This window comes from Bacillus sp. CZDM1 (assembly GCF_055502545.1).
This window is the reverse complement of the sequence record NZ_JBUESO010000004.1, coordinates 151,870-177,452: the sequence shown is the minus strand read 5'-3', so window position 1 is coordinate 177,452 and position 25,583 is coordinate 151,870. Positions and strand designations below refer to the sequence as shown.

At 36.4% G+C, this 25,583-nt stretch carries 26 protein-coding genes and 2 pseudogenes; 22 read left to right on the top strand and 6 right to left on the bottom strand.

Going from position 1 to position 25,583, the window contains the following annotated elements; genetic code table 11:
* Complete coding sequence (locus tag ACY3XC_RS11045; RefSeq protein ID WP_464868592.1) at positions 1-438, top strand: SRPBCC family protein; 438 nt, start codon at positions 1-3, stop codon at positions 436-438.
* A 47-nt stretch (positions 439-485) separates the two neighbouring features.
* Here the strand turns inward: ACY3XC_RS11045 and ACY3XC_RS11040 are convergent, their stop codons facing one another.
* Positions 486-1,832, bottom strand: coding sequence for a TrkH family potassium uptake protein (locus ACY3XC_RS11040; RefSeq protein WP_464868591.1), 1,347 nt, complete (start codon positions 1,830-1,832; stop codon positions 486-488).
* 192 nt (positions 1,833-2,024) lie between these two features.
* Here ACY3XC_RS11040 and ACY3XC_RS11035 point away from each other — a divergent pair, with 192 nt between their 5' ends.
* The 4 genes from ACY3XC_RS11035 (at position 2,025) to ACY3XC_RS11020 (ending at position 6,566) form a co-directional block, all read left to right on the top strand.
* Positions 2,025-3,050, top strand: coding sequence for a threonine aldolase family protein (locus ACY3XC_RS11035; RefSeq protein ID WP_464868590.1), 1,026 nt, complete (start codon positions 2,025-2,027; stop codon positions 3,048-3,050).
* 89 nt (positions 3,051-3,139) lie between these two features.
* On the top strand, positions 3,140-3,670 hold the full coding sequence (locus tag ACY3XC_RS11030; protein ID WP_464868589.1) for a cupin domain-containing protein: 531 nt from the start codon (positions 3,140-3,142) through the stop codon (positions 3,668-3,670).
* Positions 3,671-4,257: 587 nt separating this feature from the next.
* Complete coding sequence (gene pabB / locus ACY3XC_RS11025; RefSeq protein ID WP_464868588.1) at positions 4,258-6,000, top strand: aminodeoxychorismate synthase component I; 1,743 nt, start codon at positions 4,258-4,260, stop codon at positions 5,998-6,000.
* Between the two features lie 266 nt (positions 6,001-6,266).
* Complete coding sequence (locus tag ACY3XC_RS11020) at positions 6,267-6,566, top strand: BC1872 family protein (protein ID WP_179158525.1); 300 nt, start codon at positions 6,267-6,269, stop codon at positions 6,564-6,566.
* An 84-nt stretch (positions 6,567-6,650) separates the two neighbouring features.
* Here ACY3XC_RS11020 and ACY3XC_RS11015 read toward each other — a convergent pair whose 3' ends face one another.
* Positions 6,651-6,968 carry a hypothetical protein gene (locus tag ACY3XC_RS11015; protein ID WP_464868587.1) on the bottom strand — a complete coding sequence of 106 codons (318 nt, stop codon included), beginning with the start codon at positions 6,966-6,968 and terminating at the stop codon, positions 6,651-6,653.
* Positions 6,969-7,145: 177 nt separating this feature from the next.
* Between ACY3XC_RS11015 and ACY3XC_RS11010 the strand changes: the two genes are divergently transcribed.
* The 3 genes from ACY3XC_RS11010 (at position 7,146) to ACY3XC_RS11000 (ending at position 9,365) form a co-directional block, all read left to right on the top strand.
* Complete coding sequence (locus ACY3XC_RS11010; RefSeq protein ID WP_464868586.1) at positions 7,146-7,835, top strand: N-acetylmuramoyl-L-alanine amidase; 690 nt, start codon at positions 7,146-7,148, stop codon at positions 7,833-7,835.
* Between the two features lie 62 nt (positions 7,836-7,897).
* Positions 7,898-8,293, top strand: a complete 396-nt coding sequence (locus tag ACY3XC_RS11005) for a hypothetical protein (RefSeq protein WP_464868585.1) — start codon at positions 7,898-7,900, stop codon at positions 8,291-8,293.
* 115 nt (positions 8,294-8,408) lie between these two features.
* A complete protein-coding gene (locus tag ACY3XC_RS11000) occupies positions 8,409-9,365 on the top strand; it encodes an alpha/beta hydrolase (protein ID WP_464868584.1) in 957 nt (318 codons plus the stop codon).
* A 483-nt stretch (positions 9,366-9,848) separates the two neighbouring features.
* Here the strand turns inward: ACY3XC_RS11000 and ACY3XC_RS10995 are convergent, their stop codons facing one another.
* Positions 9,849-10,175 carry a hypothetical protein gene (locus tag ACY3XC_RS10995; protein ID WP_179158519.1) on the bottom strand — a complete coding sequence of 109 codons (327 nt, stop codon included), beginning with the start codon at positions 10,173-10,175 and terminating at the stop codon, positions 9,849-9,851.
* Between the two features lie 214 nt (positions 10,176-10,389).
* Here ACY3XC_RS10995 and ACY3XC_RS10990 point away from each other — a divergent pair, with 214 nt between their 5' ends.
* The 9 genes and pseudogenes from ACY3XC_RS10990 to ACY3XC_RS10950 all read left to right on the top strand — a co-directional run bounded on the left by ACY3XC_RS10990 (position 10,390) and on the right by ACY3XC_RS10950 (position 17,306).
* A complete protein-coding gene (locus ACY3XC_RS10990) occupies positions 10,390-11,103 on the top strand; it encodes a vanadium-dependent haloperoxidase (protein WP_464868583.1) in 714 nt (237 codons plus the stop codon).
* Positions 11,104-11,236: 133 nt separating this feature from the next.
* On the top strand, positions 11,237-11,806 hold the full coding sequence (locus ACY3XC_RS10985) for a YitT family protein (RefSeq protein WP_464868582.1): 570 nt from the start codon (positions 11,237-11,239) through the stop codon (positions 11,804-11,806).
* Positions 11,807-12,017: 211 nt separating this feature from the next.
* Complete coding sequence (locus ACY3XC_RS10980) at positions 12,018-12,761, top strand: hypothetical protein (RefSeq protein ID WP_464868581.1); 744 nt, start codon at positions 12,018-12,020, stop codon at positions 12,759-12,761.
* Between the two features lie 190 nt (positions 12,762-12,951).
* Positions 12,952-13,020 (top strand): annotated as a pseudogene (locus ACY3XC_RS10975) (shikimate kinase); the annotation flags it as partial.
* Positions 13,021-13,121: 101 nt separating this feature from the next.
* Positions 13,122-13,646: a GNAT family N-acetyltransferase gene (locus ACY3XC_RS10970; RefSeq protein ID WP_464868580.1), complete on the top strand. Its 525-nt coding sequence runs from the start codon at positions 13,122-13,124 to the stop codon at positions 13,644-13,646.
* A 48-nt stretch (positions 13,647-13,694) separates the two neighbouring features.
* Complete coding sequence (locus tag ACY3XC_RS10965; protein ID WP_464868579.1) at positions 13,695-14,801, top strand: D-TA family PLP-dependent enzyme; 1,107 nt, start codon at positions 13,695-13,697, stop codon at positions 14,799-14,801.
* Positions 14,802-14,888: 87 nt separating this feature from the next.
* The gene (locus ACY3XC_RS10960) at positions 14,889-15,338 is read left to right on the top strand and encodes a winged helix DNA-binding protein (protein WP_179158514.1); all 450 of its coding nucleotides are present in this window, start codon (positions 14,889-14,891) and stop codon (positions 15,336-15,338) included.
* Positions 15,339-15,584: 246 nt separating this feature from the next.
* A pseudogene (locus ACY3XC_RS10955) lies at positions 15,585-16,004 on the top strand (MFS transporter); the annotation flags it as partial.
* Positions 16,005-16,145: 141 nt separating this feature from the next.
* Entirely contained in the window at positions 16,146-17,306 is a 1,161-nt protein-coding gene (locus tag ACY3XC_RS10950) for a DUF4317 domain-containing protein (protein WP_464868578.1), read from the top strand.
* Positions 17,307-17,366: 60 nt separating this feature from the next.
* Here ACY3XC_RS10950 and ACY3XC_RS10945 read toward each other — a convergent pair whose 3' ends face one another.
* Positions 17,367-18,275 (bottom strand): helix-turn-helix domain-containing protein, encoded by a 909-nt coding sequence (locus ACY3XC_RS10945; protein ID WP_464868577.1) that lies wholly within the window; start codon positions 18,273-18,275, stop codon positions 17,367-17,369.
* Between the two features lie 191 nt (positions 18,276-18,466).
* On the opposite strand from ACY3XC_RS10945, the gene ACY3XC_RS10940 reads away from it, so the two are divergent.
* A complete protein-coding gene (locus tag ACY3XC_RS10940) occupies positions 18,467-20,590 on the top strand; it encodes a glycoside hydrolase family 3 protein (protein WP_464868576.1) in 2,124 nt (707 codons plus the stop codon).
* A 152-nt stretch (positions 20,591-20,742) separates the two neighbouring features.
* The gene (locus ACY3XC_RS10935) at positions 20,743-21,534 is read left to right on the top strand and encodes a DUF2935 domain-containing protein (protein WP_464868575.1); all 792 of its coding nucleotides are present in this window, start codon (positions 20,743-20,745) and stop codon (positions 21,532-21,534) included.
* Positions 21,535-21,611: 77 nt separating this feature from the next.
* Here ACY3XC_RS10935 and ACY3XC_RS10930 read toward each other — a convergent pair whose 3' ends face one another.
* Positions 21,612-22,079 carry a GreA/GreB family elongation factor gene (locus tag ACY3XC_RS10930; RefSeq protein WP_464868574.1) on the bottom strand — a complete coding sequence of 156 codons (468 nt, stop codon included), beginning with the start codon at positions 22,077-22,079 and terminating at the stop codon, positions 21,612-21,614.
* A gap of 349 nt (positions 22,080-22,428) precedes the next feature.
* Here ACY3XC_RS10930 and ACY3XC_RS10925 point away from each other — a divergent pair, with 349 nt between their 5' ends.
* The 3 genes from ACY3XC_RS10925 to ACY3XC_RS10915 all read left to right on the top strand — a co-directional run bounded on the left by ACY3XC_RS10925 (position 22,429) and on the right by ACY3XC_RS10915 (position 24,110).
* Entirely contained in the window at positions 22,429-22,611 is a 183-nt protein-coding gene (locus ACY3XC_RS10925; protein WP_464868573.1) for a hypothetical protein, read from the top strand.
* Between the two features lie 131 nt (positions 22,612-22,742).
* Positions 22,743-23,351, top strand: a complete 609-nt coding sequence (gene yyaC, locus ACY3XC_RS10920) for a spore protease YyaC (protein ID WP_464868572.1) — start codon at positions 22,743-22,745, stop codon at positions 23,349-23,351.
* 93 nt (positions 23,352-23,444) lie between these two features.
* A complete protein-coding gene (locus ACY3XC_RS10915) occupies positions 23,445-24,110 on the top strand; it encodes a GntR family transcriptional regulator (RefSeq protein WP_179158505.1) in 666 nt (221 codons plus the stop codon).
* A 52-nt stretch (positions 24,111-24,162) separates the two neighbouring features.
* Here the strand turns inward: ACY3XC_RS10915 and nadX are convergent, their stop codons facing one another.
* Positions 24,163-24,969, bottom strand: a complete 807-nt coding sequence (nadX, locus tag ACY3XC_RS10910) for an aspartate dehydrogenase (RefSeq protein WP_464868571.1) — start codon at positions 24,967-24,969, stop codon at positions 24,163-24,165.
* Positions 24,970-25,583: the final 614 nt, after the last annotated feature.

Here is a 25,583-nt window from a genome sequence, read left to right as displayed (position 1 = left end):
ATGGTAGATGTAATAACAGAAATAATTATCAGCTGTCCGATTTCAAATGTATCTGAATATGCTTCCAACCCTGATCATGCTCCAGAATGGTATGTAAATATCCAATCAGCGGAGTGGAGAACACCAAAACCACTCACGATAGGTTCTCAAGTTGCTTTTAAAGCGAAGTTTCTTGGTCGAGAACTTGCTTATGTGTATGAAATTGTTGAACTCATTCCAGGAAAGAAACTAGCAATGAAAACGGCTCAAGGTCCTTTTCCGATGGAAACAATCTATACATGGGAAGAGATGGACGCCAATCGAACAAAAATGACCTTACGAAACAAAGGAAATCCGACTGGTTTTAACAAGCTATTCTCCCCATTCATGTCAACGATGATGAGGAAAGCTAACATGAAGGATTTAAAAAAAATTAAAGAAGTCCTTGAAAATAATTAATAAATACGAAAAACACCGTCAAATCAAAATGAACGGTGTTTTTCGTATTATCCAATTAATATTTTCTCTTCTGCATATTTAACCTTAGCTTCTTTTCGAGGGTTCAATAAAGCAAATGCCATAGTTAAGGGGCCGAGTCTTCCTATAAACATCATGATGGTAATCAAAACCCTTCCGAATGGGGATAGTTCTGGTGTGAAATTTGCCGACAAGCCCACCGTTCCGAAGGCTGAAATGGTTTCAAATAGGAGTTTACTCATATCAGCTTTTTCTGTAAAAGTTAGTAAAAAGAAGATTAGAAAGATAAAAAATAGAGCAGCTACTACGATTGATAAAGATTTATTCACCAATTCCCATGATATTCTTCTTTTAAACAGGTTCACGTTGTGCCGATTAGTCACGACCGCCCAAAAGGCAAGAATGATAATGGCAAAGGTTGTTACTTTAATTCCACCACCCGTTGATCCAGATGATGCACCTATAAACATGAGTGCCATCATAAAAACAAGAGACGATAGATTCATGGCCCCAATATCAATCGTATTAAAACCAGCTGTCCTGGTTACGACTCCTTGAAAATAGGAAGCCCAAAGCTTATCTTCAAACGCAAGGTTTCCAATCGTAGCCGAATTACTATATTCGGAAATTAAGATAATTAGAAATCCTGCAATATTTAAAAAGAGTGACATGAGCAGTGCCACTTTAGAGTGCAGGGATAGTTTACGAAATGATTTTTTAGCCCATAAATCTAGAATAACGGTAAAGCCGATCCCCCCTGTAATGAAAAGAGTAGTGATGGCGATGTTTACCGCAGGGTCACCAACCCATTTACTTAAACTATCAGGTTCTAGACCAAAACCAGCATTATTAAATGCGGATATTGAATGGAAGATTCCATAATAAATGGCTTTCCCAAGCGGCATTTCAAAAGACCAGCGAATCGCTAAAGCAGCAGCCCCCAGGAATTCAACAATAAATGTAATAAGAATGATCCGTTTGACTAAGCTGACAACACCCGCAAGAGAAAATACATTTAATGAATCTTGCAGCAGTAAGCGTTCCTTTAATCCAATTTTTTTCCCTAGGACAATGAACATAAATATACCGGTGGTCATAAAACCCCAGCCGCCAATCTGAATCAAGCAGAGGAGAACAATCTCTCCAAACAAGGTAAAGGTTGTTCCTGTATCGACAACAGCCAAACCGGTTACACAAACGGCTGAAGTGGCCTCAAATAAAGCATCTATGAAGCTTAGTCCGCGACCCTCTTCATAAGTAGCAATTGGCAGCATAAAAAGAAAAGTCCCCAATAATATTAAAGCTCCAAAACCCAATACAAGTATTTGTGCAGGGTGAAATTTAATCAAATTCCCTTTTCTTTTATAAATATCCACTATTTTGGTCTCCCTTTATAATCCATAGTCAAGAACTGATATTGGTAATAATACCAAAAAGAATGCTGAGCTGGTAGTCATTTTTTTGGCTGTTTTCAATTGGTAAACAAGCGTCTTTATTTTGAAATACTGTCTGCAATCTTGGTATGATAGATTACAATAGATATAATTTGTGAAAATGGAGGCAATATAATGTATAGCTTTAAGAACGATTACAGTGAAGGTGCACATCCTAGAATTTTGAATGCATTACTAGAAAACAACCTGGTACAAGATGAAGGGTACGGCGAGGATCGATATTCGAAGGATGCAATGGAACGAATAAAGGAGAAAATAGGGAGCAATAACGTAGATATTCATTTCATTTCAGGCGGAACCCAGACCAATCTAATCGCGATTTCTGCCTTCCTTAGACCACATGAAGCGGCAATTGCCGTTAGCAGCGGACATATTCTCGGACATGAAACAGGCGCCATCGAGGCAACCGGTCATAAAATACTATCTGTAGAGGGGAAAGATGGAAAGCTTGCACCAACCGATTTGCAGGGAGTACTCGACGGTCATCCGGATGAGCACATGGTGAAGCCGAAGCTGGTATACATATCAAATTCTACTGAAATTGGTTCCATTTATACCAAAAGCGAACTTCAGGAGTTACATGAATTCTGCCAACGCAACAAACTTATATTGTATATGGATGGTGCGAGACTTGGTTCGGCATTGTGTTCGGAGGAAAATGATCTACAATTGAATGACCTTCCTAAACTAGTTGACGCGTTTTATATTGGCGGAACAAAGAATGGGGCATTGATTGGTGAAGCATTAGTCATTTGTCGTGATTCCTTAAAAGAGGATTTTCGTTATCATATAAAGCAAAAAGGAGCACTTCTAGCAAAAGGAAGGCTTATGGGCATACAGTTTCTTGAACTTTTTCGTGATAATTTGTTCTTAGATTTGGCTAACCATGCGAATAAGATGGCTGGCTTAATCAGAGAGGAACTCAACAGTGCGAATATCAAGTTTCTGACCCACTCAACATCTAATCAACTTTTCCCGATCCTGCCGAATTCAGTCATCAGCGAGCTGCAAAAAAACTATGCTTTTCATATTTGGGAGAAGGTAGATTCTGATTCATCCGCGATTCGCTTCGTAACATCGTGGGCAACAAAAGAGGAAGAGGTTAATAGCCTTATTGAGGAATTGAAAAGACTGCTCTAAACAAAATTATAGAATCAAAATCAACTGTAGAAAGCCTCTTTACTTTGAGGCGTATACTTAATAACTTACGAAATGAAGGGATTTATTCCATGCATATTAATGATTTACATAACTGGGTGTCTAAACTAGGACTTTCTCCACATCCTGAAGGCGGTTATTACAAAGAAACTTTTAAATCGGAAGAACATATTAGTGACAACGAATTATCCGTTAATTACGAAGGTTCCCGTAAGCTTTATACTAGTATTTATTTTCTTTTAACCTCTGATGATGTGTCCCATTTTCACCGTCTCATATCAGATGAACTTTGGTACTATCACGGTGGCAGTTCTTTAAGCATTCATGTTATTGATGAAGCTGGAAAATATCAGGAAATAAAGTTAGGAATGAATCTTGATGCTGGCGAAGTCCCACAAGCATTAGTAAGAAAAAATTCGATATTTGGTTCATCCGTTTCGGAAAAGGATACATGTTCGCTGGTGGGGTGTATGGTTTCACCAGGATTTGAATTTCAAGACTTTGAATTGTTTACACAGGAAGAACTTCTTGGAAAATATCCGCAACATAAAGAAATTATCATGAAGTTAGCATATAAACAGCTCCCAAGTTCGATGGAATAAACATAGAGGAATATTAATGTGGATTCTATGAGGAATAGGTTTAATTATTGTTTTTGGGATTAATTACATAAAGGTGCAAATCGGAATTAAAATGACGATTCTAAACATGAACTCGCGCATGCTGCATCCTCCCTCCAAAAACTTCCTTATTAAACTCAGTATAGGAGAGATTTGTTAAGACAGAGTTGTTGAATTGTAAATTTTTTGTCAATTATAGGATATTTCAAAGTTGGCTGACCAGCAGTATCACTTACACCAAGTAATGTCCAACCAACCTTTGCTACCGTGTTGCAGAGGAATTAGTTGAAACAGTTGACGAAAGAACCTAGGAAAAATAAACTGAAAGAGGTTTCTTTTCTTTTGGCTGTGTAAAGGAAATTGTTGCTTTTAGAACTCTGTTGATTTGTGCGGAAGGCGCGAGACTCCTGCAGGAGGACGGGACAGGGGAGACCCCGCAGGCGCATTAGCGCCGAGGAGGCTTCCCGAACCGCCTGCGGAAAGCGAAGCGCCTGGAGAGCAAATCAACAGCCTTATTTAACACAGCCTATCTTTTAAATATAGAAAACTTAAGGGTGAAGGCAAAAAGCATGGAACAAAAAGAACCTCTATTAGCATTTGAATTTGCAGACTCTAACGGAAATATAAATCCATTAACGTTTCAAAACCCCATCAACGTGATTACCGCCTTCAAGGTGGAAGATGTTTTACCTAGTTTCCAGCTTGTTCAAGAAGCTGTTGATAAAGGATATTACGCTGCTGGATTCCTATCCTATGAAAGTGCTCCCGCCTTTGACCCAGCATTTAAGGTCAATAGTGGGGGTTCGTTTCCTTTGCTTTGGTTTGGTATTTTTTCAGAGCCTGAATGTTCTCAACTAAGCAGTTCAGGAGAATTTACCGTATCGGAGTGGAAACCATCTATATCGATGGACGAGTATAATCAAGGGATTACCTCGATAAAAAAATCCATACAGTTTGGTGATACATACCAGACGAATTATACCATCCGACTCCATTCACTATTTAATGGGGATGGGCTAGCTTTTTATAATAGGTTGAGGCAAGCGCAAAACTCTAATTATTGTGCATATATACATACGGGCAAACAAAGTATTTTGTCTGCTTCACCAGAATTGTTTTTTCACTTGGATCAAGGAAAGGTTACGACTCGTCCAATGAAAGGGACAATAAAGAGGGGAGCATCCTTTGCTGAGGACGCCGCTAACGCAGAGTGGCTAGTTCAATCAGAGAAGAATCGTGCAGAAAATCTTATGATTGTCGATTTGCTGCGTAATGATCTTGGGATGATTGCTCAATCTGGCACTGTTAATGTTGAAAAAATCTTCGAAATTGAACAGTATCCAACTGTCCATCAAATGACTTCTACGATTTCAGCTAAAGTTTCGGAAACGACAAGCATTGTTGAGATTTTTAAAGCTCTTTTTCCATGCGGATCGATTACAGGAGCACCAAAGATCAGTACAATGAACATCATTGCAGACTTGGAAAATGAACCTCGTGAAGTATATTGCGGGGCGATTGGCTATATTACACCAAACAAGGAAGCCATTTTTAACGTACCTATCAGAACAGTTCTAATTGACCATCAAACAGGAAATGCCGTCTATGGTGTAGGTGGAGGAATTACTTGGGATTCGACATCGGAAGGGGAATATCATGAGATTCTTGCGAAAGCAAAGCTGTTAGAAGAAAAACTGACTGAATTTCAATTATTGGAAAGTTTGCTGCTTGAAAATGGAGATTATTTTTTGCTTGAAGAGCATCTTAAACGGTTAGAGAATTCAGCTCGGTATTTTGGGTTTCGATACCTAGGTGAAAAAATAAAAAGATCCTTAAAAGAGTTTGGGGATAAAAATCATACCGGGTTGTTAAAGGTTCGATTACTGATAGCGAAAAATGGAGATTTGACGATTGAAGGTCAGACAATCACTCAAGGGAATGCCCAATTAAAGGTAACCCTAGCGGATGAACCAGTTGATAAAACCAATCCATTTCTGTATCATAAAACAACCAATCGCGAGATTTATACTAACTTTCAAAAACAAAAGCCTGCAGAAACTTTCGATGTGCTGCTATGGAATCAAGAAGGTGAATTAACTGAATTTACAAATGGCAACATCGTTTTAGAAATCGAAGGCATCTTGTGGACCCCTCCGGTAATAAGTGGATTATTGACTGGAACTTTTCGTGATAGATTAATACAAATTGGGGAAATACATGAAAGAACACTAACAAAATCAGATTTGAATAAGGCAACAAGAGTCTGGTTTATCAATAGTGTCCGAAAATGGAAAGAGGTTCAATTAATCTAATCAATAATCTGGAATAAACAAGCATTGAAATACACGTAATAAGCGTGATATTCGTTTATGAAGGAAAGCTAAAAGATTACCAAACTGAAAATAAAGCAGAAAAGCATTGTATTCCTGTTAAGGAAAAAGCTGTTTACTCTAATAGATTGAAATGGCTCAGTTCTATTGTCTGAGCCATTTTATTTTGATTGTCACATCCTCATGATGCTTGTAACGTTTTGAAATGATAAAATATTATCATCTAGAGTAAAAGAGGTAATTGGCAAATGAACAATACTGAGGTAATCGCACGTAGAATACTAGGTTGGAAACTAAATCGATGGGATAGATGGTATGATCCAGAAAAGGGTGTTTTCATATATGACTTTAGCCCCGAGGAAAACCTAGACCATGCACTGTTAATCGTTGAAAGATTAAAAAGTTTCGGATATACCTATACAGCAAAAGGGGAACATGAAGTTTGTTTTAATACAGTTTGTGAAAACGGTGATACGTTAGCAAAAGCCATCACGAATGCAGCATTCTCTCTCGCCGATAATAGCACGATTGCGGATGAATGGTTTTAAAAAGAGAATAGTATTATTTATACTGACAAATCGTATCAAAAGCCCAATGACTCGAGTTGAATTTCGAGCATTGGGCTTTTGATATCATCCCTTTATTGCTTGATGCTTATATCCGCTGTTTGTTGAATAGACTTCATACCATTCGTATTTAGGAGCTTTAAACCATTCATATTTAGGTAAATACACTAAGTACCTGGTGTTGCCTTCAGCATCAAAGATGGATTTGAAGATAGTAACATTGCCAAATCCAAAGGTTCTATCCAAATAACCTTCCATTCCTTCTCTTATGATATTTTTCTTCTCTTCCATTTCCTTCTTATGTAACTCCATCACACCATCAATAAACATACTAAACAAGACCAAAGTAATTAGAATCAGAACAAAAATAAATATTTTTAACAAAAAACAACCTCCTGCCTATTTTTGATATTTCACTTTAATTTTACATACATAGAATCGCTGTAGGTGTGATAAAAATAACAGGTTTAATAAAAGATTTTCTCAGTCCCTGTCCTTTTTTGTATTTTATCTATATATAAAAGGTGGAAGAATAGGATTTGTAAAAGGGAGGATATTTATATGATAAAAATAACGCATGCCGCAGGACATGCACTTGTCACACCAGGGAAGCAGTCACCCGATGGATATAAAGAATGGCAGGTTACAAGTGAGATTGTGAAGCTTGTGATGTTGGAACTAGAAAATTATGAAGGAGTCATTCAAAAACGGATTGATGATTCAACTGGGAAAAGTGATATTTCCTTAAAAAAACGATGCGAACGAATAAATGGCTGGGGTGCCAATGTTCATATAGACTACCATCTCAATGCATACGGATCTGGATGGAACAACAATGCTGGTGGTACTGAAACGTATACGTACACAACAAAGCCAAAAGAGGCTGCGGCTCTTGCTGAAAAAATACAAACTAACCTAGTGAAAGAATTAGGATTTCGTAATCGTGGTATAAAAGCCGCGGATTTCCAAATGGTAAGAGAAACGAAAATGACGGCAATATTAATAGAATTTGCATTTATGACAAATCATAACGAAGCTATAAAAATGAGGACAGAAGAGTATCAGAAAAAAGCAGCGAAATCGGTAGTGGATGGACTTGTTGCCCAGTATGGACTGAAAAAGAAACCAGCAGTTTCATCTACAGTTGATGTGGTTTATCGTATACAAGTGGGGGCATTTTCAGATATCGATAACGCAAAAAGCTTAGTGGAAGAGTTGAAAGCAAAAGGATATCAAGCAATAATTGTATAACAAACACGTTTTCAGTCATAAATATATTTAACTTTACATCTCATATAAAGAGGTGTTTTTTTATGAGAAAAAAGCTTATTTGGTCTATTATTATATTGGTCCTGTCAGTTTCTTTCTATGAAGTGATGCTAAGAGGGAAAACTGTTACCTATATGGGTGAGGATGAGAATTGGCTTATAACGATAAATGCAAAAATAGAAGGACTTAATAGTAGTTATCGGATTGAAGTTAAGTATAAAGGGAGCGAAAAAATCGAGAATTTCAATTTTAACATTCATCCTCATTATGAAAGTGGATTACCATCATTAGATGAAAATGGATATTATATTTATGAATGTAAAAATGAGTGTACCTATTATGATAAGGAGTCTAAACTACTCTTATTTATTATTTGGAAGGAAAAGAATCATTCGGTGGAAAAACTGGATTTTATTGATTTAAAGAAGGTAAGAAATTAATAGGTAAAAAAGTCTTCTAGTAAGTTATAACTTTATATGGAACAGCATATTATTACTGTGCAAGCTATGTTTATTCATAGTAAAATATGTTTATGTATTCATAGGAGGTTTTTGAATGGATTTTATTAGTAGAGTTGCACCAGAATTAAAAGAAATACTTACTGTTTTCCCACCGCTAAATCTTCCCGAAGGATTGGAGGCAGCTAGACAAGCTCCCGCCATTCCAATCGAAAGACTTGAAAGCGTTAACATTTCGACGCGTACTATACCTGGCGGTGATGGCCAGGATATGAAGGTTAAGATTTATGAACCTGCATCGAGAAAGACGGAAAAACTTCCAGCACTGTTGTTCATCCATGGTGGTGGATACGTGTTAGGAGATGCGGATGGCTCTGATGGCGACTGCCAACTCTTTGCTGAGGAAGCACAGTGTGTTGTCGTATCCGTGGATTACCGCCTTGCTCCTGAGCATCCATTTCCGGCGCCACTAGAGGACTGTTATGCGGCTTTGGTATGGATGACAAATGCAGCTGATAATCTGAAGATTGATGTATCGCGTGTTGCTGTCGCGGGTCAAAGTGCAGGGGGTGGATTGACCGCCGCTCTAAGTCTGCTAGCTCGTGATCGCAAGGGCCCAGCCATCTCTTTTCAAATGCCACTGTACCCGATGATCGATGACCGTAATGTTACACCTTCTAGTTACGAAATTACAGACGAACGTGCCATCTGGAATCGTGGGAACAATTTAGCAGGCTGGAGGATGTATTTAGGAGAACATGCAAACGGAGAAATCTCACCGTATGCAGCACCAGCTCGCGCAAAAAATCTGTCTAACCTGCCTCCAACATTTACTTGTGTTGGTCAATTAGATCCGTTCCGTGATGAAACGATTGAATATGTTGCAAAATTAGCGCAAGCAGGAGTACCTGTGGAATTCCACCTCTATCCTGGTGCTTACCATGGTTTTGAACTATTAAATCCAACTTCAGAAATAGGTAAACAAGCAAGAAATGAATATGTACAAGCGTTGAAAAAGGCGCTCCAGCCTCAAACTGAAACTGTAAGTATATAAAAATACCTCTAGCGTAATGGATTAGTTTCTTCCATTGCGCTTTTTAATTTACAGAATAATACCGTTTTAATGGGGAGGCTTAATCAGCCGTAATATTTGGTACATAGAGAGAGTTTTGGAAAATGTTTAAAGTGGATGGTCTATTTTTAGGTGAATTGGATGGTTAAAAGTTGTTCCAGTTGCGCTATCATTAATTAGTAAATAGCACTAATAAAAATAGAAGAGGTGCAGCATGGAAATATTATCTGTTTTAGTCGTTTTAATCTTAATTGTTGCTGTTGTTTCAACCCTGGTATTAACGGGGAGGCCTGATGAAAACTATAGCGATTCCACAAAAAGGAATACAACCAATTTAACATTAATATATGTGGTGATTTGTTGAAACCAATTCAAGAATTTATACGATGGAAGGGACTGAATGGGGAGGAAATAATATGGGTATCTGGGCGTTGTGGGAAGCGTAGTGTTTAAGAAGGTAAGCAACTAAAAGTGCTTACCAATTAAAACCTCATCTAGAGAAAGGACTCTATGCTTTAACTCATTATTCCAATCTAAAAATCCGATCACCATTTGATTAGCCTCTGTAATGGTCGCATATCGGAAATGCTCATTCCCATTTATCACAAAAGCTTTTTCCTGTATTGCCTCCATCTTCGCAAAGACACATTCTGTGTATTCAAGTGGTAGATATTCATCTATACCTTCTGCTGGTCTGCCAACCCATTTAAAAAGGAAATCTTTGATTGCAAATTGCTCAATCATCGATAATTTTTTCTTAAATGTCAGCTTATCTACGGTTATTGTATTCAACTTAATCACTCCTTAATTAGTAGGTAAAGTTTATACTTTCAATCTCCTAACATCAACTCTATTACAGTGACAGAATATTTACATTTTGATTGCAGGCATAGTCCAAGAAATTGATAGTTTTGAAATTTCCGTTGTGATATGTGGAAATATGGGTCATTTTTCATATCAATTTTTCATAAATAACTAAGAAACCTTTAAAAAGGGGGGATGATGTATGCGAGCAAAATACAGAAGTTGGTCAGAATATCCTTACCCAGGGGAAGAAAACCCGCCTCAAGGATCTTCAGAACCAAGCGATTGGCCAATGTTTTTTATTTTTAGAGAAAAAGACAATATTTTCTTAGACCCTTTTCGTCAGCGCATTATTTGGAGAATTAAAAATCCTAATGATATTGATTGGGAGAAAGAATTACAAATAGTAGAGGCAACATTAAAATCATTAACGCCAAGCCAAATACAAATTGCAAAATATTGGGGAACAGTGGAGATAACAGAGAGAATTTCTACTATGACCTGTGATTTCGCAGACAAGCATAGGCTGGGATCACCCGATATAGCTAGGGTGTTAGGATTTCTTCATGCTTCATTAAATGATGCCTTTGTTATAACCTGGTATTTTAAATACCTTTGGGACGTGGCACGTCCAAACCAATATAGCAAAGACCTATCTCCTGTTTTGTCCACCCCTCGTTTTCCGTCCTATCCCTCTGCACACGCAACTGTGGCAGGTTGTGCAGAGGTTCTATTAAGTTATTTTTTTCCCGAAGAGGTATCTGAAATAAAGGGAAGAATGGAATTAAGCGCTCAATCTCGTCTATATGCAGGAGTCCATTTTAAAGTAGATAACGATGAAGGATTAGATTTAGGCAGACAAATCGGAGAAATGGTTGTAAAAGTACTAAGAACGCAAAATGTAAAATTAAGGTAAAAAAGTCGATGCTTAAAGGAGCATCGCTTTTTCATTGGGTCGTTGGAAGTAATCTCCCTAATCTTATATTTATCTATGATTCTGAATTCCAAATTGGTTACATAATTATAGACTAAAAAGATAGGACAAGGTGATGTTTATTTTTCAGAAATTTATAGCCACTATTATTGGCAGTTTGCTATTGGGAATTGGAGTAAACGGGTTTCTTGTGCCTAATCATTTAATTGATGGTGGAATCCTAGGAATTGCATTAATCCTTCATTATTTCTATCATTTTCAGACAGGAATGACCATGATCGCTTTGAGTGCCCCAATCTGTATATTGTCAATTCTGAGTGAGAAAAGTTATTTTCTTAGCAGTTTGCAAGGATTGTTGGTCTCTTCTTTGTTTATTGATTTGCTCTCACCTCTTCGTTATCAATTTATCATTTCTCAGCTTGGTAGTGCGTTAATAGGAGGAGTCATCATTGGAACGGGAGTTGGTTTGATGCTGCGGTATAAGTCGAGTACAGGGGGGACGGACTTACTCGCAAAAATCATTTCTGGAAGGTTTTCTTTAAATTTAGCACTTGTCATTATACTAATCGATGGAATTATTGTTTTAGCAGGTGTTAGTGTCCTGGAAACGGACAGCTTCCTTTATTCTTGTGTCGCTATAACCACTGTTGGCATAACAACTTTTTTGATTGAAAAGAAATATTGAACCAGTGGTAGGTCAAAAGGGAACGGCTCATTTATATAATTTCTACAGTTCTTAAAATTACTGAAGTTATTCGTTGTGCCTATGGGTTAACGCCTAATCTTGTGACAAACGCGGTACATAGTATGAGATTGTGGTTATTCAAAGGTGTGAGATATATCTAATTCATTTGTAGGATGATAAAAAAACAAACAGGGTGGGGGATTGTATCAAAATGAATGAGCCAACACAATACCGTGATGATTTGTTGGAATGGTGTAAAATCGCTGAGTTAAATTGGGAGAGTATGAATCGAAGGAATCGAGAACTTTTTAATCACGAAAGCTTAAAGGATTGGGAAGACTCCTGCCGCCAATTAAAAGCCAAATTACAGGGAAGCATAAACGCGGACCTCGATGATTATGAAACAGCTAAAAATTTATATGAACAATTAGGTTTGTTTTACAGTGAATCCAATGCGTATCTAGACGAAATAGAAATGGATACTGACCATCGTTTGGAAGGGGAAGAGAAAATACCTCAAGAATGTTTAGAAACAGATGCTTTTCAAGAGGAGAGTGAGCTTGAATCTGAACGAAATATCGATATGGAGGAACGAGAACAATACCGAGAAGAATTGTTAGAATGGAGTTGTAACCTTTATTCAAATTGGAACATTATGAAACCAAAGTTATCTATCCTTGTTGACAATGAAAGCTTAGAGGAATTAGATAAACTGTGCCGTCAAATAACAGAGCAATTACAGGAAGATATAAAACCTTTATACCCTCATATGAAATCACATGTATTAAATAGCATTGCTCCTTTTGTAAAATATGGATTACATGAAGCAAAACATACGGCATTTGCACATGCATTACAGGAAGTGGCTGCAATAACCTACTTAATGGGTAATGGTATGGATCCACAGACCGCATATTTAACTGTTGAATCTTGGGAAATTAATGAGATGTTTTAAAATTGAATGGTTCAAAGTGAACACCGTTTGTAAAAAATTTTCAATATCAGGTGCTAATCCATTGGGATAGCGCCTTTTTTAATGTAAAAAAAACAGATGGAAGTCCTGTATAATCAAAAAAGAAGGAATTTTATTATAGAGAGAGAACTTAATATCATTATAGTAATATTGAATTTTTTTAGGAGGTTAAATGAAATTTGTTTTGATATTTGGTCCGCAGGCTGTTGGGAAAATGACGGTTGGTCAGGAATTAGCAAAAAAGAGGAATATTTAAAAATAAACAATACGTACATGAGTGCAGAAGAAGTGGCCAAAGTCATCAAAGATAAATTCAAATTATAACGATTAAGGGAGACCATCATGAACTTAAAATTTATCAAAGTAATAGAACCTAGCGAAACGCTCGTAGACGTTTTTAACCGCTGGGATAATGATGAGGTATTAATTCCGTTAACACGTCCCAATAAAAATAAGGCTGAATTGGAACGCAGGGATACCATGACCTTGGATGACTTAAAACAAAGATTAGATCACCATCACATATATTTGATTTACCTCGATGACCAATTAATCGGAGAAATGAACTATACAGTTGATCCAAGGTATCTCTTCAAAAAAGAAGGAGGTACAGCCTGGATTGGGATTACAATTGGAGAGCTTGAAGGCAGAGGAAAAGGGATTGGTTATCAAGCAATCCAATATTTAGAGGCGGAGATAAAAAAGCAGGGACTAAAGCGAATTGAGTTAGGAGTATTTGAATTTAATACTCAGGCTCAAAAGCTCTATAAGAAGTTAGGATATAAGGAAATCGGACGTATTGAAAATTTCACTTATTGGGCGGATAAAATGTGGTTTGATATCCGAATGGAGAAAGTATTTATTTAATAAATAGAAGAACCTAAAATCAAGGAAACAATAAAGGATGTATAAGTCATGACCAACTTTCAAACATTAGACACTCCAACCTTGCTGCTAGACCATCAAAAGCTGTTAAAGAATATAAGCGATATTGCTAATTTTGCAAATGAACAGGGTGTATCATATCGCCCTCATATCAAAACACACAAATCTGTGAAAATAGCTCAGCTCCAGGTAGAAGCAGGAGCAGTAGGAGTGACAACGGCTAAAATAAGTGAAGCAGAAGTAATGGCTGCTGGAGGAATTAAGGATATATTAATTGCCTATCCCATATCCAACCCAGAAAAAATCACTAAATTAATAACGCTATTACAAAAAGGAGTCCAACTGAAAGTATCCGTAGACACTCCTGAATCCTTACGTTATTTACAAAGAGGACTAGAACATACACCTTTTACATTAGAAGTATGGATCAAAGTAAATGCTGGACTCAATCGATGTGGAGTCGAACCTGGGAAAGATGCAGTTCTTTTAGCAAAGGCAATTATGCTGCATTCAAAGCTTAAACTAGGAGGGATTTTTACACATGCTGGACATTCGTATGCGGCCAAAACCTATGAGGAAATTGAAAACATAGGCCTGCAGGAAGGGCTGGCAGTGGTTGAAAGTGCAAAGGAATGTGAACAGGAAGGTATTCTAATTCCCGTTCGAAGTGTAGGTTCCACTCCAACCTTTAGTATTGCAGGAAAAGTACCTGGCGTAACAGAAATCAGGCCAGGTAATGCAGTGTTTTTCGATGCCATTCAAGTAGGTCTTGGTGTGACAAACATAGAGAATTGTGCAGTAACTCTACTAGCATCCGTGGTGGGTGTCTATAAGGATCGGATTATTTTTGATACAGGCAGTAAGTCTTTGTGTTTAGACAAGGGTGCACATGGTAATCAGACTGTTAGCGGGTTCGGCCAGATCATTGGACACAATGAAGTAACCATTGACCGATTATCTGAAGAGCACGGTGTAGGAGTTTTCGAGGAAGAAACCAATTTAAGGTTAAATGATAAAGTACAAATCATTCCAAACCATGCCTGTCCTGTCGTCAATCTGTTTGAAGAGTATGTAGTTCATGAAAATGGACAGGTAATCGACGTATGGAAAGTCGACGCTAGAGGAATGGTTAAATAATTTTTTGCAACGGTGGAAAAAAACCTAGTATGTCAACCAAATTGACATGTTATTTCGGATTTTGTATAGTAGTTGATGTAGAATAGGATGGGAGTGAAACATTTGATTTCAAACTCTGAATTACAAAATTTAGATCTGATTGATCTATTGAGTGAACGGCATAGTTTAGTCCGGAAAATTTCAGAAACATCATGGAATAATCAAAGTGAAATCCATATTTCAAATTCCGAATGGTATATCATGGCTAGGATTTATAAAAGAAAGCCGAACATATCGTATATTACAAAAAATGTAGAAATCTCTCGTCAGGCGATACATAAGTTTATCAATAAACTTTCGGAAAAAGGATTAGTACAGGTTGAAAATGTCGAAAACAATAAGAAAGAAAAGTGTATCCAATTAACAGCTTTAGGTGAGGAATGCTACGAAAAAAACGAGGCCCTGAAGGCTCAGCTTGAGAATAAAATTGCTGAAAAAATAGGTGCTGATCAAGTAAGTATACTAAAAGAAATATTAAAGCTAGATTGGAATATTTAATAATGTGATAACCCACGCTTTGTGTAACAGAGCGTGGTTTTTTTTTACATATGCCATGTGCGGAATAGATAACCAAATCTCCAAGATTATACTTTTTTTCGCTCCTAATATAAATCGTCAACTAAGTTGATAATAACGTAAATATTATATTTTGTCAACTCGGTTGACATAGAAAGAAAAAATTTGATATATTTTGCAGGTTCGTAATTTCGTAGAGTTTTAAATTAAATAAAAGAGGAGATAGTTATGAGTACACAAATTCAAGTTAAAAATCCTAAAACAATGGCATTTATCTTAATGTTAGGTGCTTTTGCAGGATTGTTCGGTGAAACAGCGTTGAATATGGCATTATCAAATATTATGGAACAATTTGAAGTCGCTGCAACAACTGCACAGTGGCTGACAACAGGTTATTTATTGGTATTAGCAATTTTAGTGCCAGTCTCAGCACTATTAATGAAATGGTTTACGACAAGACAATTAATTATCGGGGGACTTGTTATTTCGTTGTTAGGAGCAATTTTAGCAGCGTTAAATTTCAGTTTTGGTATTTTATTACTTGGTCGTGTCGTACAAGCAATCGGAACTGGTCTTTTATTACCTGTTATGTTGAGCGTGATGCTGCTGATTTTCCCAATTCAGAAACGTGGAGTGGTAATGGGGCTTAACAGAAACTGTAAACAGTTTGCCGATTTCAAAGAAATCTGATGCTATTTTAGAACAGTTGCACTGATTTTAAGTGTAGAAATTGTCAAGTATTCCTATTTTTCTTTTGGAACAGTATAATCAGGGATGGGAGTTGAGAAAATGAATGCAAAAGATATAGCTAATATCCGAAAGCAGTTTAAATTAAACAATGATCTAATGAAAATTCGAGAAATCTTAAATGTTTATGTTCAGAAAGAGTCAGGTGAGATTTACCACTCCGTTATTTCACCATTTGAAATGGTAGATCAGGAGTCACAAGAATTATTTTTAATGAATTTTAAAAAAGTTTTGACAGGGGCTCTCGATGCCAAGCTATTTGAGCTGAAATTTCATCGGGATATAGAAGATAGTACCCAAATGATCCTCTTTGATGGATTGCAAAGTGATACCACCGATGATTGGATAGAATCTATGCACCAAATCGTTGGGAAAATGTTTGCGCATACGGTCTATGAATTTGATACCGTGGTGACATTTATTCGAGGTGAATATCGAAAAGCGACAAAAAAACGGGATCCAGAATCCGGAGAAGGCGGAGATGACGAGGTTTATTCCAACCAGTTTATCCTTTGCAGCCTTAATAAAACCGATCAGCCGAAAAAAGCGTTAGTTTTTGATTATATTGAAAGAGAATTTAGATCAAATAACGCCTTTGATCCGATTATTAATTTAGCACAACCCTTGTCAGGATTTTTGTTCCCTGCCTTTAATGACAATGCGGCAGATGTGAACCATATCCTTTATTGTGCAGGAAAAGCGAATCAACCAGATGAGACATTTATCGAACAGGTACTTAATTGCGAAGAAATCATTACCGCTTTGGAAGAAAAGGATAGCTTTGAATTAATTTTGAATAAAGTAATCGGAGATTCAGTAGATTCCCAGGTTATTTCTAACGTCTATGAGGAAATAGACAGGGTGGTCCAGGAGAATAAAGAAAATGAAGAAAGTGAAGCACCTATGTTGGATTCTCGGGATATAGAACGGATTTTAACAGTCAGCGGCGTTGAAAATGTAGATACTGCTAAAGTGGAACATGCGTTTAAAGCGATCGTAGATGATGAAAAACATGAGCTAAAAGCCAGCAACTTAGTACCTAAATCGATAAAAATTGAAACAAAGGTTGCAAATTTATCTCTTAGTCCGATGGATTTGAAACATGTAAAATACATTATGTTCCAAGGAAAACGGTGCTTACTGTTGGAAATCGAAGATGATGTTATCGTTGAAGGATTCAGATTAGAATCAGAAATACACTAATGCAGCGGGTCAGTCCCCCAGTGAATGACTGCCTAAACGCAATGGGGGATTGACGTATTCCTAATTTTTATATTCCTTTTGCAAATTCTTAGGAGAAAGATTGTATTCTTTCTTGAAGAGTCTGTAAAAACTTGAATAATCAGGAAAACCGCATTTTAAAGCAATTTTCTCTATTGGGATCTGCTTTTGTTTGATCATCGTTACCGCAAATGATAACCGTTTTAATGATACATACCGGTAAAAGGGCAGGTTCATGTGTTTTTTAAAATAATGAGAAAAATAGTACTTATTTAAATGAAAATAGCTCGATACCTTGTCTAAACTTAGATCTGGCTCTGTTAAATGTCCTTCAATGAAATCTAGTATCGACCGTAACCTTTCATCGTGCTCTTCCTTTTCACTAAGGTTTGGCAAACTGCTTGCAGGATTAAATATGACTTGAAGCACTTGAAATAATAGATATTGTAAGGTGAAGGAAACTTTTTCTTCACCATTTTTTATTCTATGAGTTATTTCATGGAGTAAAGATATGATATCTTGAAAATTCGTTTCATTTAGATGTAACACATAAGAACCTTGGGTCTTTTGAAAAACAATATTCTCATTCATAGCTGGTGAAACTGTTACAAAATCTGCCATTAACCGATTTCTAATGTTTATGATGATACGTTCATAGTGATCGATATTCTTAACGATTGCTTGATGAACCGCATAAGGAGGCACCACTACTATATCTCCTCTCTTAAGGGTGTAGGTCTTTCCTTCACAAAAAAAATCACAATCCCCGCCTAAAAATACCAGAATCTCCAAACAATCGTGAGTGTGTAAGCGAAATAAAGGATCCAATTGATAAAATCTTTCTGCGGATTCGTTATATTTTTTGAGTAAATCATAGGATTGATTTTTTTGACTAAAGTCATAAATTTCAAAAACCTGATTGACTACTGGGATATGTATCGACTGCTTCATTTAGGTCGCCCTCTCTAATAGCAACAATTACAATGTTTTAAGCAATAAATGATATTTATTTATCACTTTTTGTTGTTATTATAACATTGTTAAGGTAATTGATATAATGATAATTCCAAAATTGAGCACCCTATTAAAAGGGCATTTTTTGTTGAATCAATAGTCATGGATCCATTTTAGGAGGCGTTAATGTGGAAAAGAACCACAAACAACCTGAATTAGAAGTCAGGGTCAAAAAAATCATTGAAGTTGATGGGTTAAAATTTAAGGACTTGAATAATAGTGGGAAATTAGAACCTTATAAAGATTGGCGTTTAAGTCCGATAGAACGGGCGGAGAACCTGGTCTCATTGATGAATATTGATGAAAAGATCGGTATGATGCTGATAAATACTCGTAAAATGGGTTTATCTCAAGAAGATAAGAGTAAGACAAGTCATGATGGTGTGCTTGATGAGGCAATCGTTGAAAAAGGTGAAAATATCTTTGCCGTTTCCAAAATATATGGAACAACACATACGATTGAAAATATGCATTTACGTCACTTTATTCATAGAGACAATCATAGTCCAGCACAAATGGCAGAATGGATTAATAAAATGAATGAAGTTGCAGAGGGAACTCGTCTTGGTATTCCTTGCTTAATCACATCCAATTCACGAAATGAAAATGGTGAATCCATCTTTGGTATGAATGATGCAGTAGGGATTTTTTCAACATGGCCAGGAACGTTAGGGCTTGCTGCTGCAGCGAAAGGTGATATCAAAAATGGCGGGGATGCATCTCTTATTAGCGAATTTGCTCAAATTGCGCACGATGAGTGGGATGCTACCGGAATCAGAAAAGGTTATATGTATATGGCAGATACTGCTACAGATCCTAGATGGCAGCGGACGTATGGTACATTTGGGGAAGATCCCGAGTTTATTTCAGATGCAATTGGCCGTATTATTGACGAATTCCAAGGTAAAGAGTTAGGCAAACAAAGTATTGCCATGACAACAAAGCATTTCCCAGGTGGTGGTGCAAGGGAAAATGGCTTTGATCCTCATTATGCAGAAGGAAAGTGGAATCTCTACCCAACTCCAGGAAGTTTAGAAAAATATCACTTGCCGCCATTTAGAGCAGCGGTCGAGCATGGAACATCCTCCATTATGCCGTATTATTCGATACCAAGTATAAGTAAGAGTGTGGTTCAAGAATTTGAGGGTGAAGACATTCCTTTCGAAGAGGTCGGCTTTACGTTTAATCAGTATTTCTTACAACGTATCCTAAGAGAAAAACTAGGCTTTAAAGGTTATATCAATAGTGATAGTGGCATCACAAATAAAATGAGCTGGGGCGTTGAGGATAAGAGTGAAGCGGAGCGTTTTGCAAAAGCAATCAATGCCGGAACAGATCTTGTTGCAGATACCAATGATATTGAAAACCTGAAAATAGCAATTGAAAAAGGTTGGATTAGTGAAAAGCGTATTAATGAAGCGAATGTACGACTTCTTACTGAAATGTTTATATTAGGAATATTTGATGATCGTACTTACGTATATCCTGACCAAGCCACTGAAGTTGTTAGAAATCCAAAGCACTGGGAAGCAGCTTATGAAGCGCATAAAAAATCAGTAACGGTTCTCAAAAATTCAAAAGAGACATTGCCTTTAAATGCTGAAAAGCTTAATAATAAAATGGTCTATGTTGAAGTTTTCCATAAGGATCAAAAACTTGCATCTACTTATACAGAACAAGCAAGGAAAGAATGTCAAGAACTTGGAACCTTCTCTTTAACAGAGAACCATGAAGAAGCAGATGTAGCTATATTATTCTTGCAGCCAAAATCCGGATCCTATTTTAATGCAACACCTGGACTTTTAGAACTTGAATTATGCGAGGACAAAACCATTAAAGCTTTAGATGGCAGTGAGTATCAAGAATCAACTTTGAGTGGAATAGAACATCTTAAAGAAGTGTGTGATACCCTCCATAATCGTGGCGGTAAAGTGGTAATCAGTGTGAATGTTACATTGCCATGGATTCTTGGAAATGTTGAACCTTTAGCAGATGCATTGATTGTTGGTTACGATACATTCTTTAAGCCACAATTTGAGGTAATCGCTGGCCAGTTCCAACCTGTTGGCGTCCTGCCGATTACATTGCCTGCAAGTGATGAAGTTATTGCGGTTGATGAAAATGGTGACTGTGTGTCGAGAAATGATGTACCAGGCTATGACAAGGACAAATATATGCCTGAAGGACTTTCATATGCTTATAAAGATAGTGATGGTAATGTTTATAAACTTGGTCATGGATTAAAATTTTAATAAAATGGATTGTTTCCTAAAGCTAAGGTGATTTGCCTTAGCTTTTTTTGTTCACACAACAGGGAATAAAAATCGATAGGAGAAATAGGTAATTAGGACTAACAGTGTATTCATATAAATGGGAAGGAAGTGTATTTAAGAGGAGGGACAAAATGGCAGCAAATCCGATTGTTGCTAGATCATTAGACGAAATCCAATTTTGGTCTAGGATTATGAAGGAACATTCTTTATTTTTAAGTCTTGGATTTACCTATGAACAGAAGCAATTAATTGAAGAAGCCCAGCAATTTATGGCCTTATTCGAAAGAATTGAGGAGAAGCTCTCTAGATTTACGGTCAATTCGGATTTACGTCAAGTTCAAGCTTTTAATACCGAGGTTTATCAAGCCGCGGCATCAATTTACGGCTATAAAAGGAAGATATTAGATTTAACACTTCGCTGTCAAATCAGGCATAACAATTATCCTTTATTAATTGACCATATTAGCAGAGAAGCGGCATATTTTGCGAATCGGTTAAAAGAATTAAATGAAGGTATATTAGCCCCGACACCTGATTCAATTATTGAAGAAAATGTATTTTTCTTAAAGATTATGGCAGACCATGCAAAGTTTATCGGGCACCTTTTAGATCCTTCTGAAAGAAAGTTAGTGGAGCAGGCGAGAGAGTTTAGTAATGATTTTGATAAATTGTTGTTCCAAGCAGTTGATTTAGATTATATGCGGCCACAATCTGAAACCCAACCATTACTGAGTCAATTTTTAAACCAAAATAAAGTATCTGTTGCTTCATTAAGGGATTTCAAGAAAACAGCAAGAGACTTAATAGAAGAATGTCGGATTAAGAGCAACATTCACCCGCTCTTAGCTGACCATACATTTAGGGAAGCTTCGAGATTCCTAGAAATCATTGATATGTTTGAGGCTAGTCTGACTAAAGCCTAATAAACGATAAAACAAACCTTCCCCTAGCACAGGTGGAAGGTTTATTTTTTTAGTGATTTGGAAGCGCTTTCGATTTTTTAAGCCTCTTTGGTTCGTATTTCTTGATTTAAAAGGTGGCCAACAAACGAAATTTCTTGAATCGTTACTGAAAGTTCTCCTGTTGGAATTTTTAACGAAATCTTTTCACCAATATTTTTAAAAAGAAGCTGTCTGCCCACTGGAGATAAGAAGGAAATATAACCAGTATCCGGATCCGATTGTTCTGGGTAACAAATGACATAATCCTCTGTTTCGTTATCCTCGTTATACAGTACCGTAACCTTTGTCCCAATTAATACCTTAGGGAAAAATGAAATATGATTATTTTTTTGATGTACTTTTAATAAGTCCTCAACTTCTAATACATATAAATTAAAAAAGTGTTTTAAACGGTCAGGTATAGGGGTGGATGAGAGGTAAAGGTTCGTTAGCTCCTTGATGTTTTCATCAATATAAACTAACTGTTGAATGAAGTAGTCTCTACCTTGATATGCACTATGGTTCATAGTAGATAACCCCCAAGCTAGGATTTAACCTTTTGCAAAACTTCATTAAATTTTTCATTATAAAATCCTCCTAAATAAAAAAATGAAACCTTCCAAAAAAGAAAGCAGAAAGGCCAACGGTAATATTGGCACAGCTGTTTCTGTACAATAGAGAGGACTATAGCCCCTGTACTGAATGGAAGATATTAGTATTATTTTAACATATATTCATGGAAATATCATGAATACCAATCATTTGTTATTTGGTATTTACATCAAAGGAAATCAAACAAGAAATACAGCCTCTATCCCTTGTATGATTCAACAACAGATTGTAAAATAACTACAATCAAACAGATTGAGGTATTTAATGAAAAGATACAAATTACTTAAAAACTACAGAGGTATTCACAAGAAAGGCACTATTTTCTTTCTTATAGCAGAATCAGAGTTTATCGGTGTTAAAGAATTTGTATTACAAACCATGAAATTAGACGGGAAAATCATTCTTTCTGAAAAAGAACTAAAAAATTACTTTAGGCAATTATATTAATTAATCCAGAAAATAAATTATTCTTTAGTAAAAAATATATTTTTCATATGAAATATTTTTATTTTTCAGCTAAAATTACCTTAGAATGTATTTATCGACACTCTATCCTAAAATTTAGGAGTTGGATGTAGATGTGGTCATATATTTTCAAAAGGAAAAATAAAGACAGGACAGAAAGTTCGAATATTATGTCCCTACGAAAAGCTACGAAAGAAGCTGAAATTGAAAAAATTTCCAATACTCTTAAGGAAGTACTTTGCCAAACTTCTAAGGAAATAGTCTTTTTATGTGTTGGAACAGATCGGTCCACAGGCGATTCACTCGGTCCAATGGTGGGCACAATGCTGAAGGAAAAGAATATTCCTTTTCCAGTTTATGGAACACTAGAACAGCCCGTTCATGCACTAAATATAAAGAAAATTATCAAGGATATCCATAAAACATATGATGAACCTTTTATTTTTGGCATTGACGCTTGTTTGGGGGATGAAGGGAAAATAGGTTCCGTTTTTATTAAAGAGGGAGCCTTTATCCCTGGAAACGCGGTAAATAACGTATTACCAAGTGTGGGTAATTATCATTTGAAGGCAATCGTCAATTATCTGGACCCACTCTCACCGGTACAATCTTTAAATAGCACTCGTTTGTATACCGTTAAGATTCTTGCAGAAATAGTAACGGAGATTATCATCAAGGCTGCATTTGATGTTAAGAACCTTCAAAATGACCAAGTAACGTAAAGAAGTGTATCTGAAATTCTTCCTGCTAGGGAAAAATTCCAAGAAAATGTTATAATTGGTATAAAGTATACCGAGTAGGAAGAGGGAGTCAAAATGGTAAGTAACTGGACGGAGGATAATTTAATCTCGATTCGCGAGAGGGTTTATATCCACATTAAAGATCTGATTCTAGAAGGAGAGTTCAAAGCAGGCGATCGATTGGTGGAAAGAGAGCTGGCAGAAAGACTGAATATTAGTCGGACACCTATTCGTGAAGCATTATTTCGTTTAGAATCACAAGGGTTTGTGAAAACCGTACCTAGAAAAGGTGTAATTGTTGCAGATATCTCTGAGAAAGAAATCATTGAGGTATTTACAATTCTTGCATCCCTTGAAGTCTTGGCAGCAAAATTAGCTGTTCAGAAGTTAGATGACGTATCAAAAAGTAAATTCAATGAATGTATTAAAAAAGTGGAAGCAGCTTTGCAGGATAAGAGAGAATCAGATTACGCAGATATCCACTTTGAAATAAATCATCTATTATATAGTTCTGCTAAGAATACTAAATTATTTGAGATTCTAAGTGGATTGTCGGATTATATAAAAGCATTTGCAAAGCTTGGCCATAAAAAAACCGGAAGAGCAGAACAGGCAATGGAAGAGCATATTAAAATTATGGAAGCCATTGTGAATCAAGAAACAGAAATGGCAGAATTTCTTACAAAAATTCATATTGAAAATGCTAGAAAGGCGTACATTGAATCTGTTAAAAAGGGATAAGAAACTAAACAAATAAAAGAAAGAGCTAATTCTAGCTCTTTCTTTTATTTGTTTAAACCCCGATAACAATGGAAGAGGTTAAGTTTTTTAACACCTTTGCGACACTCATCGCTACAATGGGGCTGGATTTAGGATTTTGTTGGTAGGGTTGATTTTGAACAGATATCTCGATTTCTCCAAAAAAACCTTTTGCCTTAATGGTATGCATATTACGCTGAATGGTGGGATCGACAAAAACTTGAACATTCGTTTTTTCGAATCCTATTCCTGCTAGACTTAATGTTGCAGACACGTTGACATTTTCAGGGAATAATTTTGAAGCATTTCTCGCATTCCCTTCAAAGATACAATATGGCTCAGAAATCGTTTCTAGGTTAACCTTTTCTTCCGCAATCGTTCCGTACCAACTTTTTACAGGCTTCCTCGTAATAAGGGTAATCTCTTCAATTTCACCTAAAACCCCTGCAGCAATTCTATCTAAGCCACCAATAGCGGCTGACGGAATAAGAATTTGTTTGTTATTTTCCTGTGCTGTTTTATGTAGGGTTTCCAGAAACTCACTGTCGGCTAGCGCTCCCACGGAAATGACCACTAAATGACTCCCGCTTTTCAAAGCTTTTTCTCCATATAATTGTAAAGCATGATGGCCTGCAGCTTCGATTACAATATCTAGATCTTGCTTGAAAAAAAACTCTTCATCGTTCGTGATCGAAAAAGGGGGATGCGAAAGCTCCTCCATTCGATTTGGGTTCCTGACAAGAACGCTTTGCAGCCCAATGTCTCCTGCTTGTTGTGATTGAATTAAATCGGCAATACCCTTTCCTATTGTTCCATAACCAATGATCCCAGCTTTTAGCATTATACAACCACCTCATATTATTTTTGATAGATTAATAACGTTAACTTTGTAAAACTCTGTTAGATTCCCTCACAACTTCCTAGCATGGACCATTAATCCATGCTATTGTAAATCTAATAAAAAGTTGGTTGCGAGTAAAACTTCAGGATAGAAAGGGAGAATGGTAAATATTGTATTAATAATTTGGTATACGATATACCGATTTTTCACTATATTTTACCGAAATTTATGAATATTAGCAATAGAGTAATTTCCAAAATACAAAAATATCAAAATATTTAAAATTATTTGCACGATTAAAGCAATGATGTTATTATGTTTAATAAGGTGTAAATAGTGAAAACTAGGAGGTGGTTACGAGTCAAATAGAATATGAAAGCGTTATCTTTGGTTGATTGGAAATCATTCGTTTGCAACGTGATTAAGTAGGAATCATAATTTTTTTAAAAAGATAGAAATTTTTTATATTACCGTGGTATACAATCTACAATGCACAATGTACAAAAATGGTAAACTGGCAAGAATAGATGTACCTATTTTTATATGAGGGAATACATAAATTTGATAGCCTGCATCATTACCTCATAAACAATACGAATTTATAATTGCTTGCA